The organism is Proteus cibi (assembly GCF_003144405.1).
Lineage (GTDB): Bacteria > Pseudomonadota > Gammaproteobacteria > Enterobacterales > Enterobacteriaceae > Proteus > Proteus cibi.
Genome location: NZ_PENW01000033.1, coordinates 83,873 through 101,216, shown reverse-complemented (window position 1 = coordinate 101,216; position 17,344 = coordinate 83,873). Strand labels below are relative to the sequence as shown.

Annotated in this window: 14 protein-coding genes; 7 read left to right on the top strand and 7 right to left on the bottom strand. The window is 37.9% G+C overall.

The window, feature by feature from the left end; genetic code table 11:
- The first annotated feature begins 40 nt into the window (after nucleotides 1–40).
- From DK865_RS16940 to DK865_RS16925, 4 genes are all read left to right on the top strand, one after another.
- Complete coding sequence (locus DK865_RS16940; RefSeq protein WP_109392404.1) at nucleotides 41–790, top strand: 1-acylglycerol-3-phosphate O-acyltransferase; 750 nt, start codon at nucleotides 41–43, stop codon at nucleotides 788–790.
- A 384-nt stretch (nucleotides 791–1,174) separates the two neighbouring features.
- A complete protein-coding gene (gene ftsP, locus DK865_RS16935; protein ID WP_109392403.1) occupies nucleotides 1,175–2,596 on the top strand; it encodes a cell division protein FtsP in 1,422 nt (473 codons plus the stop codon).
- Between the two features lie 453 nt (nucleotides 2,597–3,049).
- Nucleotides 3,050–6,280, top strand: coding sequence for an autotransporter Pta (gene pta, locus DK865_RS16930; RefSeq protein WP_109392402.1), 3,231 nt, complete (start codon nucleotides 3,050–3,052; stop codon nucleotides 6,278–6,280).
- A 108-nt stretch (nucleotides 6,281–6,388) separates the two neighbouring features.
- Complete coding sequence (locus DK865_RS16925) at nucleotides 6,389–7,531, top strand: hypothetical protein (protein ID WP_109392401.1); 1,143 nt, start codon at nucleotides 6,389–6,391, stop codon at nucleotides 7,529–7,531.
- Nucleotides 7,532–7,575: 44 nt separating this feature from the next.
- On the opposite strand, the gene DK865_RS16920 is transcribed toward DK865_RS16925, so the two are convergent.
- Nucleotides 7,576–8,190, bottom strand: coding sequence for a LysE family translocator (locus DK865_RS16920; protein WP_023582755.1), 615 nt, complete (start codon nucleotides 8,188–8,190; stop codon nucleotides 7,576–7,578).
- 174 nt (nucleotides 8,191–8,364) lie between these two features.
- On the opposite strand from DK865_RS16920, the gene folA reads away from it, so the two are divergent.
- Nucleotides 8,365–8,850, top strand: a complete 486-nt coding sequence (gene folA / locus DK865_RS16915) for a type 3 dihydrofolate reductase (protein WP_023582754.1) — start codon at nucleotides 8,365–8,367, stop codon at nucleotides 8,848–8,850.
- A gap of 439 nt (nucleotides 8,851–9,289) precedes the next feature.
- Here folA and apaH read toward each other — a convergent pair whose 3' ends face one another.
- Genes apaH through lptD form a run of 6 tightly spaced genes read right to left on the bottom strand, consistent with a single transcriptional unit; the run spans nucleotide 9,290 to nucleotide 16,076 of the window.
- Nucleotides 9,290–10,111 (bottom strand): bis(5'-nucleosyl)-tetraphosphatase (symmetrical) ApaH, encoded by an 822-nt coding sequence (gene apaH / locus DK865_RS16910; RefSeq protein ID WP_109392400.1) that lies wholly within the window; start codon nucleotides 10,109–10,111, stop codon nucleotides 9,290–9,292.
- 2 nt (nucleotides 10,112–10,113) lie between these two features.
- Nucleotides 10,114–10,491, bottom strand: a complete 378-nt coding sequence (apaG, locus tag DK865_RS16905; protein ID WP_006535978.1) for a Co2+/Mg2+ efflux protein ApaG — start codon at nucleotides 10,489–10,491, stop codon at nucleotides 10,114–10,116.
- 25 nt (nucleotides 10,492–10,516) lie between these two features.
- On the bottom strand, nucleotides 10,517–11,335 hold the full coding sequence (rsmA, locus tag DK865_RS16900) for a 16S rRNA (adenine(1518)-N(6)/adenine(1519)-N(6))-dimethyltransferase RsmA (protein WP_023582752.1): 819 nt from the start codon (nucleotides 11,333–11,335) through the stop codon (nucleotides 10,517–10,519).
- On the bottom strand, nucleotides 11,328–12,326 hold the full coding sequence (pdxA, locus tag DK865_RS16895; RefSeq protein ID WP_109392399.1) for a 4-hydroxythreonine-4-phosphate dehydrogenase PdxA: 999 nt from the start codon (nucleotides 12,324–12,326) through the stop codon (nucleotides 11,328–11,330). Before pdxA ends, rsmA begins: the two co-directional genes overlap by 8 nt.
- Nucleotides 12,316–13,653, bottom strand: coding sequence for a peptidylprolyl isomerase SurA (gene surA, locus DK865_RS16890; protein WP_023582750.1), 1,338 nt, complete (start codon nucleotides 13,651–13,653; stop codon nucleotides 12,316–12,318). The genes pdxA and surA overlap by 11 nt, the downstream gene beginning before the upstream one ends.
- Nucleotides 13,654–13,703: 50 nt before the next feature.
- Nucleotides 13,704–16,076, bottom strand: a complete 2,373-nt coding sequence (lptD, locus tag DK865_RS16885; protein WP_023582749.1) for an LPS assembly protein LptD — start codon at nucleotides 16,074–16,076, stop codon at nucleotides 13,704–13,706.
- Nucleotides 16,077–16,084: 8 nt separating this feature from the next.
- Between lptD and DK865_RS18685 the strand changes: the two genes are divergently transcribed.
- Both DK865_RS18685 and djlA read left to right on the top strand, forming a co-directional pair.
- Complete coding sequence (locus DK865_RS18685) at nucleotides 16,085–16,234, top strand: hypothetical protein (protein ID WP_162556638.1); 150 nt, start codon at nucleotides 16,085–16,087, stop codon at nucleotides 16,232–16,234.
- Between the two features lie 272 nt (nucleotides 16,235–16,506).
- On the top strand, nucleotides 16,507–17,307 hold the full coding sequence (gene djlA / locus DK865_RS16880; protein ID WP_023582748.1) for a co-chaperone DjlA: 801 nt from the start codon (nucleotides 16,507–16,509) through the stop codon (nucleotides 17,305–17,307).
- Nucleotides 17,308–17,344: the final 37 nt, after the last annotated feature.

The window sequence follows — 17,344 nt, the reverse complement described above, 5'->3', positions numbered from 1 at the left end:
TGGGTCTGTTGACCCACTTCTATTTAGGACGCTAAAACTTATGTTAGCCATTATTCGAGGCATCATTGTCATTCTTTACACCATTATTGTGGTGACATTTGGAATGATTTATTGCATGTTTTCACCAAGAAATCCTAAACATGTAATGACTTACGGTCGCTTATTCGGCAAGTTATCTACTGTTTTTGGTATCAAACTCGTTGAGCGTTTCCCAAAAGAAGCGAAAAGCTATGGCCCAAGTATTTATATCGGAAACCATCAAAACAATTTTGATATGGTGACGATGTCAAATGCGGTACAACCTAATACCGTAACAGTGGGTAAAAAAAGCTTAATTTTTATTCCTTTCTTTGGTCAATTGTATTGGATAACCGGTAATATTTTAATTGATAGAGCAAACCGCTCTAAAGCGCATGGCACTATTTCACAAGTTGCTGAGCAAATTAAATCGAAGAAGATTTCTGTTTGGATGTTCCCAGAGGGAACACGTAGTCGTGGTCGCGGTTTATTACCTTTTAAAACAGGGGCATTCCATGCAGCCATTCAAGCAGGCGTGCCTATTATTCCTGTTTGTGTTTCCACAACGCAGGATAAAATTAAGCTAAACCGTTGGAATAATGGTTATGTTATTGTTGAAATGTTGCCTCCAATTGATGTTTCAAAATACACCAAAGATCAAGTTCGAGAATTAGCAGAAGATTGTCGTCAAATTATGAAAGCGAAAATCGAAGAGCTAGATAAAGAAGTTGAAGAAATGAATCAACGTGATTTTCCCGGTAAATTAAATTAATACTTATTTAGTTTCTTTGTTAGTACGAATATAAGCCTGATCTTCATATACTCGTCATACTTCAAGGTGCAACGTTGTTGACTACGTTCATTCGCACTAGTCACATACTTATGTATGCTCCTAGCGACTCACTCACTTGTCTCCTAGTTGCACCTTGAATTATTTAGAGTATATATTTTTATGTATTCCCGTTGTTGCCTAGCGCATTTTGCATTATTTAGTGTGCGGGTTATCAACTATTTTTAGGATTTATGTCATATCCGCGCTATTATGCTCCCGTAATTTCATTTAAGTCCTTTTGTCTTTAAATCACAGCAGCTTTTTTCCTGTCACAGCATTTCTGATTAAACGATAGGAATATTTGTATTTTGTTGCGGAGAAAGTATGTCATTTAGTCGTCGCCAGTTTATTCAGGCTTCAGGCTTAGCGGTATGTCTGGGCTCTATATCTTCTTCTGTTCGTGCTGAATCAGTCAATGATAAACAATTACCTATACCGCCATTGTTGGAATCTCGTCGTGGTCAGCCGCTATTTTTGACTTTGCAAAATGTGCATTGGGCGTTTAATGGTACGCAAAAAGCGGAAGTTTGGGGGATCAATGGCTCAACTCCGGGACCGACAATCAAAGTCAAAAGTGGCGATGATATAAAACTTATTTATAGTAACCGCCTTAATGAAGCGGTATCAATGACGGTAAGTGGCTTATTAGTTCCGGGTACACAAGTCGGTGGTGCGGCAAGGTTAATGTCACCTGGTGCTTATTGGTCGCCAGTATTGCCCATTCGTCAAAAAGCAGCAACATGTTGGTATCACGCCAATACGCCCTTTAAAATGGCACCTCATGTTTATAATGGATTGGTGGGAATGTGGATTGTGGAAGATGAAGAGAGTAAATCTCTACCTTTACCAAAACATTATGGAGTGAATGACTTTCCGATCATTATTCAAGATAAACGGATTGATAATTTTGGTACGCCACAATACGACAAAGAAGCCGCTAGTGATGGTTTCTACGGTGATACACTGCTCGTCAATGGACGTGAAGATCCTTATATTGAAGTTTCTAGAGGCTGGGTCCGCTTACGTTTAGTCAATGCATCGAATGCTCGTCGTTATGAGCTAACCGCAAATGATGGTCGTTCACTTTACCTTATTGCTTCTGATCAGGGGTTATTAACAAGCCCCGTAGAGTTGAAATCAATTCCAATGGCTCCGGGGGAGCGACGGGAAATATTGGTTGATATGTCTGAAGGTGGTGAAGTCACCATTACTGCAGGGCAAAGTGCCGGCTTTATGGATAGGCTTCGTGGTATTTTTGAACCTTCTGATTTACTACGTAATGCCAATGTATTAACCATTAAACCAACCGGATTAATGTCATTAATGACAGACAAAGTACCTACGCAATTAGCGGTAGATGATACACAAATCACCACCTCTATTCAGCCTAGAACTATTCAACTGCATAACAGTCCTCCAGGAATAAATAATGCTCGCTGGGAGCTTTCAAGAATTGATTTAGTTGGTAAGCAAAATGGGTGGGAACGCTGGCTTGTAACAGTACCGACACCGCAGCCATTCCATATTGAAGGTGCCCGTTTTAAAGTGATTAACCATAATGGTCAGAAACCTACCCCCGCCGATTTTGGTTGGAAAGATACGGTTTGGATTGAGGATCAAAGTGAATTGCTAGTGGAACTAAAACAGCCTTCTTATTCGCATTTCCCTTTCTTGTATTATAGTCAATTATTAGAAAATGCAGATAAAGGTATAGTAGGGCAAATGGAAGTCACGCCTTTAGAATAGACACGATGTAGTAACACTAAATTAAAAGAAAAACAGTATTTTTAAAATAAAAATACTGTTTTTTTTTATATTAAAAATAATGTGGATTATATTTTTTAGACTAAAGTTAAATAGAGAAGACTATTCTCAAAAAAATTGTTAATCAATTTGATATTTTTGTTTATTTATTTAAGTTCTCTTTATTAAGTTGATTTAAATATTGTCACTCATGAGGTTAATATTGAAATAGGTTAATTTTGGTTGTTTGTAATATAATAACAAGTGATCTAATTTTGTTTAATCTATCTATTAATTTGTGATTATGTAGTCAATCTATCTATTTTTATGGCATGAAATCATATTTTTGAGATGTCCTTCAAGTAATTATTTCTCTGGAAACTAGAGAATCTTCGCGTCTTTTATTTTTGATCCTTAATTAATGTTATTAAATTTTAATATAACTGAAGGTACAGAATGAACAAAGAAATAGCTTTAAGTCATCATCACAAAATGAATAAAAAAAATAAAATAAATAAAAATATATTTCAACTTTCCATTGTTGCATCAGCACTGTTTTTTTCTGGATATTCCGTAGCATATTCAGAAGCTGGGCAATTAGGCGATACCAAAAGTTGGGAAAGCCAAGAGTATCAAAAAGACTGGGGGCTTGCTGCAATGAATGCTTCTAGTGCTTATGCACTTGGTTTTCATGGGCAAGGTGCCAAAATCGGTGTCATGGACTCAGGTGCATTATTATCACATCCAGAATTAAATGATGCACGTTTCCATGCAGTTAAAGCCAAAGGTCAATATGGTTCAACAGGCATGCGTTACCCTCAAGAAATGGGGGGGCATTATGAAAAAGGTCAAGCCTTTGATGTTGACGGTGGCTGGATCAAAGGGGTGAACGATACACACGGAACACACGTTACAGGCACGGTAGGCGCAAGCCGTGATGGTAATGGCATGCATGGGGTTGCATGGGGTGCTGATGTTTATTTAGGAAATACGGGTGCAACAGATAGCAATAACTACGGACCTTATCAAGATTACACCTATTTCTATACGGGTTGGAAAGCGATGGTCGATGCAGGCGCTCAGGTGATTAATAATAGCTGGGGAACCAACCCACGAATTATTAATACAGTTCCGACGAAAGGTCCTGATGGTGGTAATACCACCGTACATATGCCTGTAGATACGACTGCACAAACAGAATACGAATATTTCTACTTTAAAAAAATCTATGGTGATAAACCATCCTTTGTTGATGCTGCTTATGACGCAGTAAAAGGCACGAATGTTGTTCAAGTCTTTACAACGGGTAACCGCGATTTTGCCCAGCCTTATTATCGTCCTCTTTATCCTTACTTTAATCCTGAAGCAGAAAAACATTGGATTGCCGTTGCGGGTCTGAAACAGAATGCGGACAAATCGGGTTATGAATTAGAAAAAATCTTTAATGAAGCAGGAAATGCGAAATGGTGGACGGTGGTTGCACCAGGTCGTTACATTTATTCGTCAGTTGTTGATGAAGAGGGAAATGCAGGTTGGGATACCTTTAGCGGTACATCCATGGCTGCACCTCATGTGACTGGTGCGATGGGCGTACTGATGTCACGCTATGGATCTATGAATGCGATGCAAGTACGTGATGTGATGTTTACAACGGCTAATCATCGTAACCCAGATGGATCTTTATATGATAGTTGGACTGCCGCTGAAGGTACGCCAGATGTACGTTATGGTTGGGGGACTCCTGATTTAGATAAAGGGATGTATGGTCCTGGTCAATTCTTAGGGAAGTTTGAATACAACCTAAGCATGACGCCACTTGATGTTTGGACAAATGATATTTCACAAACTGCATTAGATTTACGTGAACAAGAAGATCTCGCATGGTTGAAGGAATATACAGATAAAGGCATTGCTGCTGGTGGTGATTATGTTTTAGGAACGGATTTTGTTATCAACGATGGTAACCCAGATCCAACCTCACACATTGTCAGCAAAGAAGATGCTGAAAAATGGCGTAAAGAGTATTACCAAAAACGTGCTGATGCTATTCAAGCGAAAATTGACGCTGGGTTATATGATGGCGCTTTAGTCAAGAAAGGCGAAGGTACATTAGTGATGACTGGCGATAATACTTATCGTGGCGGTACAACAGTCGAACAAGGTACTTTATATGGTTTTACAGAATCATTTGGTACAGAAGCGGTCAATGTGAATGGCGGTAAATTAAGTGTTATTGATCGCTATAACGATACCTTTACACAACAAGGCCAATTAGCATCAAATGAGAGTCATAAAGCCAATATTAATATCAACGATAAAGGCACGTATTTAGTGACGGTAGGACATGATGTTAATGTCGGCGATATGACCTTAAATAAAGGCGCAAGTTTAGATATTGGTGCTGATAGTGAAGGTCAATTAAAAGATATCTACCTTAATAACACAGTTGCGACAGGTACTGTTAATGCAGACAATTTAGTTGATAATCGCACTAAAACAAAAATGTTAGCGAATAACAATGTGGCTTCAAATAGTGATTATGCATTATTTGATAAAAATGTTTCTGTAAAAGACAACACTATTACAGGCACATTAAGTAAGAAAGAAAATACCTCGTTGGCAACTTTCGCAAATAATGAAAATGGCCGTTCTATTGCGAATGCTTTAGATAATTCAGGTGGTGGTGATTTATTTAATGCTGTACTTCCTATGAATGAAAGAGATCTGAATAAGACCTACGGATCATTAGGCAGTGATATGTATTTAAATGCAAACAGCGCGAGTGTCGTAAATGTTTTAGGATTAACTCGTACTGTGAAAGATCAAGCCATGGGGATTGGTCAAGGTCGTTATGCTACATTGGATAACAGTAACGCACGTATTTGGATGACAGGCATTGGTCAATGGGGTAATGCTGACTATGGTCACAGCAATATGGATGTTGATTTCTATGTCGGCTTATTAGGCGCAGAAATTGATGTGACTGAAAATACTAAAGCGGGTCTCTTCTTTGGTGCAGGTTCAACTAAATATAAAGGTAATGAACACGGTAAAATAGACAGCAACGATATCCATATTGGTGCTTATGGTGTGTCTAATTTGTATGATGTGGCTTCATTAAACTATGGCTTCACACATACTAACCAAGATAGAGATGCAAAAAGAACACTTTGGGTGGGACAAAATGCAGGTTATAACTCTACAAGTTATGATGCAAAAATTACTCAAATCTTCTTAGAAGGTGCTTATACTCAATTTAATACTAATCAATACACTATTGAGCCATATGCTGGATTTAGCTGGTTGCGTGTATCAACAGATGATATCAATGAAAATGTCGGTAATATGAAATTTACCACTAAGACTGATTCACAAGATATTCAAGTCGGTACTATTGGTTTACGTGGTGGATATCCATTTATGGCGGGTAACGTTAATATGGCATTAAAAGGCGATATTTCTGCTAGCCATTTATTTGGTGACAATCGCCCTGAATCACGCCTATTCTTATCAAATTCCGGTGATGCAACATTACGTGGTGGTAAGCTGGATAATTTATTTGGTGTTGGCTTAGGTGTTGATGCACAATTAAGTAAATCAACCACTTTCGGCGTTTCTTACCAAGGTCAATATAACAGCGATGTAAGCTCAAGTGGTATTAATGCAACATTGAAAATTAATTTCTAATTTAAATTAGGTTGTTTTCTATTAAAAGCCCTTAGTCATAAGGGCTTTTTTTTGTATGAAAATATAGGCATTTAAAGGATTATTATTTCTATGAAATAAGGAGCCATTATGCATGTAAACGATACTAAATTTAAAATTACTCAAGTAGACGGTTTTAATATAAACAAAAAAGAAAAATACAAAATAAAAAATGAAATTAATAGTATATTAAACGTTTTTAGTCGTTTTTATGTAGCTGAGAGAAATAAAAGTTTTTCATCTAAGTTATCCTTTTTTATAAAGAAAATATTTAATTTAAAAACGGGCATTATTTTTATATTAGATAAGGTTCAACATAATAAGTTGAATGACTTATCCACGCTTTTTGCAAAAGGAGATAGAATAAAATTTAATAATTGTAAATTAATAAACTCTCACTTTGTGAGTTTTAAGCGTGAGTTGTTAGATTCGTTCTTTTTAAGTTTAAATACGGCAATAAAAAATGATTGTCATGATAATGTTAAAAATTTAATAAAAAAATATCTCTATGAAAAATCTCAAACAAAAGGAGACTTTCTCACTATAATGAACATCTCTCTAGATGTGATTCATCATTATAGGAAAGAGGAAATTGAGCCATTAAATAGATATAATTCGGAATGCATTAATATATTAAATTACATTAACTTTAACTCTATGAAATGCATTGATACTTTAATGCATTATGCTTGTGAAGAGTCTGATAGAAGAACATTTAATAAAATGGGTAATTCAATAATGTATTTGGTTAATACAATGCATGATATTTACTCGATAGAAATGGAAAAGAATTTTATTGTTAATATAACTAAGTGTTTTATTGATAAAGTAGTGAAGTATAATGTTGGGAATTATAACAATGAGTTTTTTAAAAAATCGATATTAAATCTTCTAATAAATAAATTAAAAAATAATGAAGGTGTCAAGGAGTTTGTAGACAATATGCTTGGGTCTGGCGTGTTAGAATACGAGGACATTATTAAAGAAAAAGAAAAAACAGCAGAGGATGAATATTTTATATCTGATTATAATCGAAAAATAAAGAATATTTTTAGTGAAAATATAAACAGTGATGAAATGAAAAACAATATAGCGAAATTTATTAGAGATAATTATCAGTTTATTTTAAGCCAAATGAAAAATAAGTCTAATTATCTTGAGAACGAAAGGGTTTTATTGGATATTATTGATTGTTTAAAGAGTGATAATGATTGGCATTTAAATTTATTATAAATGAGTTATACCTCTCTAATAAATCCTATTAAAGAGGTTTTTATTTAACTCAATGCCACTTTAATCCCCAAACCAATCAATACTACACCAAGTACTTTATCAATACTTTTTTGGATTTTGTTGAGTACTTTTCTTACTGGTGCACTTTGAATCAATAAGACGAGCAAAGGCCAATAAACGACCGCTAATCCCCAAATAATAAAGGCATACCACAATTTTTCACCGATGCTTGAATCAACACTTAATACTTGAGTGAAAACGGCAAGAAAGAACAAAGTGGCTTTAGGATTGAGTAAATTACAGAGAAAACCCTGCATAAAAGCTTTCTTAAAACTAATTTGTGAATGTTGTGTGGCTTTTTCATCAATCGAATGATTAGATTTTGAGAGCAAACTCTGAAAGCCAATCCATAACAAATAAACAGCACCTGCATATTTCAAAATGGAAAAAAGCCAAGGTGTTGTTGTGATAAGAACAGCAATACCTGCAACACAATATGACATATGCACAAGTAATGCAGCCACAATTCCCATTGCAGTCATCATTGCTGCAGATCGTTGATAACGTGCCGCATTTTTTACAACGAGAAAAAAGTCAGGACCTGGTGAGATCATACCGAGTAAAGCAATTGTAAAAACAACTAAAGAAGTTTCAAGCATAATAGCGCCTTGTATATAACAATATTATAATGATTGAATCTTATATGATTAAGTTAACACTTCGAGTATAAAGCAATTATTTATTATCAAGGAAGCATAATTTGTATCGACTCGGGTTTTAGCTTTACGTATAGTGTGGACAGTTTTTTCCCATCTTTACCCGTAGGTGTGTAAATGAATATTAGTTTAATCGCAGCATTAGCGATGGATCGCATTATTGGTATGGAAAAGGCAATGCCTTGGACATTACCAGGTGACCTCGCATGGTTTAAAAAGAATACGCTAAATAAACCCGTTATTATGGGGCGGGTGACTTATGAGTCTATTGGGCGTCCTTTACCGAATCGTCTTAATATTGTTTTAAGTAGTCACCCTGGAACAGATAGTGACGTTGTTTGGGTTAAATCTGTAGAAGAGGCTTTGCAAGCTGCTGAAAATCATGATGAAATCATGGTTATCGGGGGTGGAAAAGTGTATGAGCAATTTCTGCCTATGGCAAATACACTCTATCTAACTCACATCGATGCTGAAGTTATCGGTGATACAACATTCCCAGATTATGAGCCTGATGAGTGGGATTCTACCTTTATGGAATACCATGAAGCTGATGAAAATAACTCACATAACTACTGCTTCGAAATATTAAAAAGAAGAAAATAACAAGAATTAAATAAAAAGGGAGATTAAATATCTCCCTTTTTATTATTCCTATTTTATTTATATAAAAATAATAAGAAGTAAGATTTATTATTCTAGTTAAATATTCACTTTTATAAAAAGAGCCTTATTTTAAACTAACCCTTATTTATATTTTAATAATCTCATTTTATAAGAATAAAATATAAAATATTAATCAATATAGAGATTTTTTATTCTCAATATTGTGTTTTTTCGTACTTATTTTTCTATGAAAAAAAATAACTTATTGATTATTAATGATTAAATTTATAAATTTCTTAAGGTGTTCGTTTTTGTATATAAAACGTTCTCTTTAGAATAAAAAAGAGTCATTTAGGTAATATATGAGGGTAAAACCCATATCGCGCAAAAGGCAATGTCGCCATTTTTGCGCTTTAAGAAGAAGGGGATAATAAGTGAATTATTTGGGAGCTGATAGGCTAGATTGCGTGAAATACTGTTTGTCTTCCCAACGTAAACAAGTGAGATTTCCCCCCCAACAACATCCTGTATCTAGTGCATAAACATTATCAGGAGTACCTTTACCTTCAAGCGATGCCCAATGCCCAAATATAATGCTATAACCGTTAGATAATTGGCTTGGTAAATCAAACCAAGGCTTTAATGGTGCGGGCGCGTCTTGTGGTTTATCTTTGCAAATCATATCAAGCTGACCATTAGGAAAGCAGTAACGCATACGTGTGAGTGCATTTGTGCTAAAGCGTAATCGTGCTAGCCCCGAAAGTTCTGGTGACCAGTTGTTTGGTAAATCACCATACATTGAGTTAATAAACAAAGGGTAGCTATCACTACTTAAAATAGCTTCGACTTCACGAGCACACATTTTGGCTGTTTCTAAATCCCATTGTGGTGTGATCCCTGCGTGCGCCATGATGATTTTCTTGTCTTCATCAACTTGCAACACAGGTTGGCGTCTTAACCAATTAATTAATTCATCTGCATCAGGCGCATTAAGTAAATCATTCAGCTTATCTCTTGGTTTATTGCGACTAATTTTTGCAAAGACACCTAAAAGATGAAGATCATGATTGCCCAAGACGAGTTTAAGTGAAGAGCCTAAGCTTTTTACAAAACGAAGTACTTCAAGCGAGTCAGGGCCTCGTGCAACAAGATCGCCCGTTAGCCATAATGTGTCTTGCGCAGGATCAAAGCTGACTTTATCAAGAAGGTGGCGCAGTTCATGGTAACAGCCATGAATATCACCAATTAAATAAGTTGCCATAGTTAGTTTATCAATGTTGGAAGTGCAAGGCGGAAAACAGGGATCTCTATTTGAAATAATCGACCATCAGTGTCTATCATTTCATAATGACCTTCCATTGTTCCCATTGGTGTTTCAAGAACGGCACCACTGGTATAGCGGTATTGTGTGCCAGGTTCAATAAGTGGCTGTTCGCCAACAACACCTTCACCTCGAACTTCAGTGGTATTACCTTGTGCATTGGTGATCAACCAATAGCGACGCAGGAGGCGAATTGCACATTTATTCAAATTATGAATTGATATGGTATAAGCAAAAACATATCGCTCGTCTTCAGGAGAAGATTGGCTTTCAATGTAAACGCTTTGTACCTGTATCGCCACTTTTGATGAGGTGAACATAGTGCCTCCTGTCTCTGGCTTTATCTTATACTTGTGGATCTTGTTTTTGCGATAACCAGTTTGCCACTTTGCAGTATTGCTCAACAGAAATATTTTCAGCTCTTGCCGTTGGATCGATATCAAGTGCTATCATATCTTCTGCTGTGAGTAATCCACCTAAGCTATTACGTAATGTTTTACGGCGTTGATTGAATGCTTGAGCGGTAATACGGCTAAGCATTGCAATATCTGTTACTGGGTATGGTTTTTCTTTGTAAGGGATCAAGCGAACAACCGCTGAATCAACTTTAGGTGCTGGTTTAAATGAAGTGGGTGGAACTTCAAGTACAGGGATGATTTGGCAATAATATTGCGCCATCACACTTAAGCGACCATAAGTTTTGCTACCGTGACCAGCAACAAGCCGATTAACCACTTCTTTTTGCAACATAAATGTCATATCAGAAATTGCATCAGCAAAACTGAATAAGTGAAACATAAGTGGTGTAGAAATGTTATAAGGCAAGTTACCAAAAACACGCAGAGGCTGCTGGCGCTCTTTTGCTAATTGCGCAAAATCGATCGTCATTGCATCTTGCTGAATAATGGTCAGCTTGTCTTTTAATGTAGGATGAACTTCTAAACGAGCGGCTAAATCACGGTCAATTTCGACAACCGTCATTTTATCCATTCTTGCGCCTACTGGCTCTGTAATTGCACCTAAACCAGGACCAATTTCAACAATGGCTTCACCTGGTTGAGGGTAAATGGATTCAACAATACTTTCAATAATATAGCTGTCTGTTAAAAAGTTCTGCCCGAAGCGTTTGCGGGCAAAGTGCCCCTGATGGACTCTATTATTCATTACAATTTTGTATCATATTAATGGCTAAATTTAATGCGGTGCAAAAACTGCCAGCATCTGCGCTTTTCGTACCTGCCAGCTCAAGGGCGGTGCCATGATCAACAGAAGTACGGATAAAAGGAAGACCGAGAGTGATATTCACGGCACGACCGAAACCTTCATATTTTAGCACAGGTAATCCCTGATCGTGATACATCGCAAGTACCGCATCAGCATGCGTTAAATATTTAGGTTGGAATAATGTATCAGCAGGATAAGGACCATGAAGATGAATACCTTGCTGACGTAATTGTGTTAATGCGGGCTCAATAATATCAATTTCTTCACGTCCCATATGACCGCTTTCTCCTGCGTGAGGATTTAGGCCACAAACGTAAATTTGAGGGTCTGATATACCAAATTTGGTTTTTAAATCATGGTGTAAAATGGTGATAATTTCATGCAACAGCTCACCTGTAATTGCATCTGCCACATCTCGTAATGGTAAATGCGTGGTTGCCAATGCGACTCTTAATGTGTCTGTCGCCAACATCATAACAACACGTTCACAGTGGCTACGATCAGCAAAAAATTCGGTGTGCCCTGTAAAGTGCACACCGGCATCATTGATAATACCTTTATGAACGGGCCCCGTCACGAGTGCTGAAAATTCACCATTTAGGCAACCATCACAAGCACGAGCTAATGTTTCTACAACGTATAATCCATTGCGCGCATCTAATGTACTTGGAATGACATTAGTGTGAAGTGTGATTGGGAGTACACAAATTTGACTTGGTGTGTGTGTTTGAGGTGGCGTGGTAGGATCGTATTCAACTAACGAAAGAGGCAGATTTAACAACTCTGCTCTCGCTTTAAGTAACTGAGGATCAGCACAAACAACCCAAGGTAAATCCCAACTCATTTGTGCTAATGAGATAATAAGGTCAGGACCAACCCCGGCGGGTTCGCCGGGGGTGATAACAAGTGGTTTTATTTGCTTAGTTTGCATTATTCTCGTTCATTATTTTCACATAAGCCCCTGCTCGTAGCTCTTGCATCCAGTTTTGCACCTCTTCATTAAATTTACGGTTGAAGAGTAAACGGTATGCTTGTTCTTTATTCGCGGCATCTGTTTTATCAACACTACGTGTGTCTTCTAATTCAATTAAATGCCAGCCGAAGTTTGAGCGGACAGGTTGGCTTAATTCGTTTTTATTTAAGCGCATTAACGCATCACGGAATGCTGGATCGTAAACATCAGGCATTGACCATCCTAACTCACCGCCGCGTAATGCTGAACCTGGATCTTCAGAGTACTCTTTTGCGGCATCAGCAAAGGTTATTTTACCACTGCGAATATCGGCAGAGATCTGCTGTAACTTAGCATAGGCTTGCTCATCATTCATGATTGGTGAGCTTTTTAGCAGAATATGACGGCTTTTCACTTCCGTAACAGAAAGGGTATTAGAACCACCTCGAATATCGTTTACTTTAATAATGTGTAAGCCAACGCCCGAGTGAAGTGGTCCTACGATTTGACCTTTCTGTGCATTTGCTAACTCTTTTGCAAATAATGTTGGTAATTCATCAATAGATGCCCAACCCATATTACCGCCATTTAAAGCTTGTGGATCAGCAGAATAAGTGGCCGCTAATTTACCGAAATCGGCGCCATTTTTAAGCTGATTCATAATGCGAGTAATAACTTGCTTTGCTTTTTCCATTTCTGCGGGCGCAGGATTTTCTGATAATGGAATTAAGATGTGGCTCAGGTTTAGATCAATACTTTGGCTTGCTTGACCTTCAATTTGCTTAGCAAGAGAATCAACTTCTTGAGGCAAAATAGTAACACGACGACGCACTTCATTGTTACGAACTTCGGCTAACATCATCTCTTTACGAATATCTTGGCGATAATCGTTGTAAGAAATTCCATCAGCGGCGAGACGTTTTTTCAGCTGCTCAAGAGAGAGTTTATTTTCAGCAGCAATACCCTGAATTGTCGATTCTACTGCGGCATCAGGAATATCAATTTGCATTTGTTGTGCCATTTGCAAAATGATGTTATCCATCACCAAACGTTCTAGAATTTGTTGGCGAAGAACTTGCTCATCAGGCATCTCTTGTCCTGCATTTTTTGCGTTCATTTTGACTGTTTGTAACATTCTATTGACGTCACTTTCTAGAACGACACCGTTATTGACGATAGCCGATACACGGTTTAATTCTTGAGCAGCAAATGTTGTTGAGCTGGTAGCTGCACCGACCGTGATCATTAAGCCGATAAACAGCGTTTTCCAATTTTTCATAAGTTTCCCATTATGTATTTTCCGCATCTTATTGCGGGGTGACATATTTATTCAGCCAATTCCGTAGTCTGATTAAATCAGAATGCTCTTTGATAAGGTAAGATACCGCGTTCAAGCATTTTCTGGCTACCCAAACTATGATTGTTACTTAGGCCTCTGAGTTCCACATTGACAGACCATTTATTATCAATATCGCTGTGGTCAACTTTCCAGCCAACAATTTTCCGTTCATAACCCACATTTACAGCCCAGCAACAGGTGTTGTATTGCAGACCAACCATTTGGCTAACAGGCTCTGATTCTTTGGTATCAAAGTAATAAGCACCCACAAGTCCCCAACGCTCTGCTAATGGCCAACTTCCTACGACACCGACTTGTGAAATACCTTTTTGGTATTCAGGAAGTTTATTAATACCACCATCATAAGGACGAACACGTGTTGCTTGGATATAGTCACGATCTACATAGCGATAACTTAACTGTAGAAGATGATCGCTATCAGCGCGATACTCCATAATTGCATCGCCCATTGAGACGCTACCTAAGCGACGGTCATATTGTAAACCACCACGCATACCGACAGTATCTGTGATCCGCCAGTAAGCATCACCCGCCCATACCATTGAACCTGTTTCATCTGTGCTATTGATAATTTCGTTACCAACAGAAGATGGACCTGTTCTTGGGCGCTCAAAGAAGTAGATTTGACCTATGGAAACGTTAAAACGTTCAACTAATTCGCTATCATAAAAACGCGAAGTAACACCTGTGGTTAATTGGTTTGCTGAAGCAATGCGGTCTAGACCACCGTACATTCTATCGCGGAATAACCCGCCATAGTTTGACTGTAATAATGCCGAGTCAAAGTTGTTGATGTTAGATTGGTCTTTATAAGGGACATAAAGGTATTGCACGCGAGGTTCAAGGGTCTGTGTAATATCATTGGTTTGATATTGGCGCTCAAAAACCACTTTCATATCCGATTTAAACTGTGGCAATACACGATTAACGCTATCATTTAACTGATTAGGGTTCTTTTTCTCATAAGCATCAGGGATATCCTGATCGTAATGAGTTGCCATAAGTTTTAATTCATTATTGAAGCTAGCCCAACCGGTTGATAAAGGTAGGGATACTGTAGGCTCAATATGGAAACGATTTGCTTCTGGTGTATTATCACCTACGCTGGTAAAACGAACAAATTGAGCGTAAGTACGGAAATCAAACGGCCCGACATCATTCTTATAATAATTGAGATCAAGTTGTGGCTCGGCACGATAAGCCCTTGCGTCTTTATTATCAGAGAAGACTTGGAACTGTTTAGTCGTTAATGTGGCATTCCAGTTCTGTTGTGCATAACCCGTACTAAATTTCTGAGTTGCATAACCATCAGTGGTGTTACCATATTGAGAAGTGAAATCAGTGAAGTATTTGTTATCACTTACTTTTGTGTAGTCGATATTAAATCGCCACACATTGTTCATAACGCCACTATGTCCCCAATAGAATAACCAACGATTAGCAGTATCACGAGGAAGATAACCTGCTTTATTTTCGTCTTTATCTTTATTGTATTGGCTATCATGATTAATCCAATCTACTGCGATTGTACCGCGCCCTGGTGTGGTTAAGTAACGGAATTCATTATCTAATTTTAAACCACGACGACTGATATAGTTGGTACTGATGGTTGCATCATAATTAGGGGCGATGTTCCAGTAATAAGGCAGTAAGAAATCAAAGCCTGAACTACGGGAATAGCTTCCGTTAGGAATTAAGAAACCAGAACGGCGTTTGTCACCAATCGGTAATTGAAGGTAAGGACTATAAAAGATAGGCACATTGGCGACACGAAAACGTGCATTCCAAATTTCAGCGACTTGTTCTTCACGGTCTAAAATAACCTCTGAGCCGACAACGCTCCAGCTATCATCTCCTGGTAAACAAGACGTGAACATGCCTTTATCCATAATGGTATAGCGGTTTTCACCACGCAGTTGCATTTTATCCGCGTAACCACGACCTTGACGGCCAACCATTTGGTAATCACCTTGCTCGATATCCGTATCTTTATTATTAAGATTAGACCAAGCACGAGGGCCTTTTAAGATGATTTGAGGATCATCGTAAGACACATTTCCCGTTGCTGTGACCATTCTTAATGGCGTTTCTCCCTCTGTCTGTGTCAGTTCAACACTGTCGGCACTTAAGGTTTGGTTTCCCTGTTTAATATCAACATCACCTTTATATTTGATCATGCGAGGGTATTCACCTTGCATATCAGTTGCAGTGATGGTGACGGGCAAGCTGTTAGGATCGCCTTGTACTAATGGTTTGTTATAAACAGGAACTCCCAGTAAACATTGGGAGGCAAGATCAGCATAAGCAGGCTGACCGTATATTGTGGCCCAAACTAGGGTGGCCAGCAGTGTGGGATAACTTTTTTTCATAAGTATTTATGTGCTTCCGTCATCAGTGGCTTCGTGCTGATAAACAGCTAGAAACTAACGCAGGGAGTTATGCAACACCAGCCCAACGTTCTGAACATTGTTCTAACGGTAACCGAAAAATAGGCGTAAGCCTCATTTTTTCGATGTTTCTGTGTTGAAATAGGGTTATAGCCTTATTAGAAACAAAAAAACACCGCGCTGATGCGGTATTTCGTGCTGTATAACAACGCTAAAGGTATTCGTTTGGTCACTCATTTTACTTTAACACAATTTAAACGAAAACAGCATTACCTCTGTCCAAAGAGAAACAGTAAATCTCTTCATTTTAAGAAAAAGTCTAGTTAGAGGTTGCTTGGTGTTAGGTGTGCAAGCAAATGAATAGTATGATAATGCAAAATTGCAGTCAGAGCATTGAAGATTTGAGGAGTCTATGCGCTATTGGGGAAAATTATTAGGTCTTACCATTGGTAGTTTTGCAGGAATAGGCTTTTGGGGAATTGTTATTGGTGTTTTTCTTGGGCACCTTTATGACATGCAACGAAGTAAATTAGGAAGTGGTGGGCGCTATACGCGTGATAGACAAGCTTTTTTCTTTGCTGCGACCTTTCAAGTTTTAGGTCACCTGACAAAATCTAAAGGGCGAGTGACTCAAACCGATATCTCTCTTGCCAGTGAATTAATGGATCGCATGAATCTGCATGGTGTTGGTCGCCAAGCCGCGCAACAAGCTTTTAGAGAAGGCAAATCGCCTGATTTTCCATTAAGAGCCACATTGCAACGTGTTCGACAAATTTGTGTTGGGCGTCGTGACTTACTTCAGATGTTTCTGGAAATCCAATTACAAGCTGCTTTTGCGGATGGTCAACTGCATCCAAATGAAAGAAAAATGCTGTTTATCATTATTGATGAGCTAGGTTTTTCTCGTGCGCATTTTGAACATATATTAGCAATGATGCAGGCTGGTCAAAATTTTCATTATCAAAATGGACAGGGTTATCAGCCCCAACCTCAAGGCCCAACGCTCTCTGATGCGTGTAAGGTACTCGGTGTCGATGAGAATGATGATGTTAAAACTATAAAAAGGGCTTATAGAAAACTAATGGGAGAACATCATCCAGATAAACTTGTTGCGAAAGGTTTGCCACCAGAAATGATGGAAATTGCAAAACAAAAAGCACAGTCTATACAAGTTGCTTACGATTTGATTAAAAAAGAAAAAGGATTTCGTTAACATCTTGTAAAAGAAGATGAGAAAAGAGAGAATTATT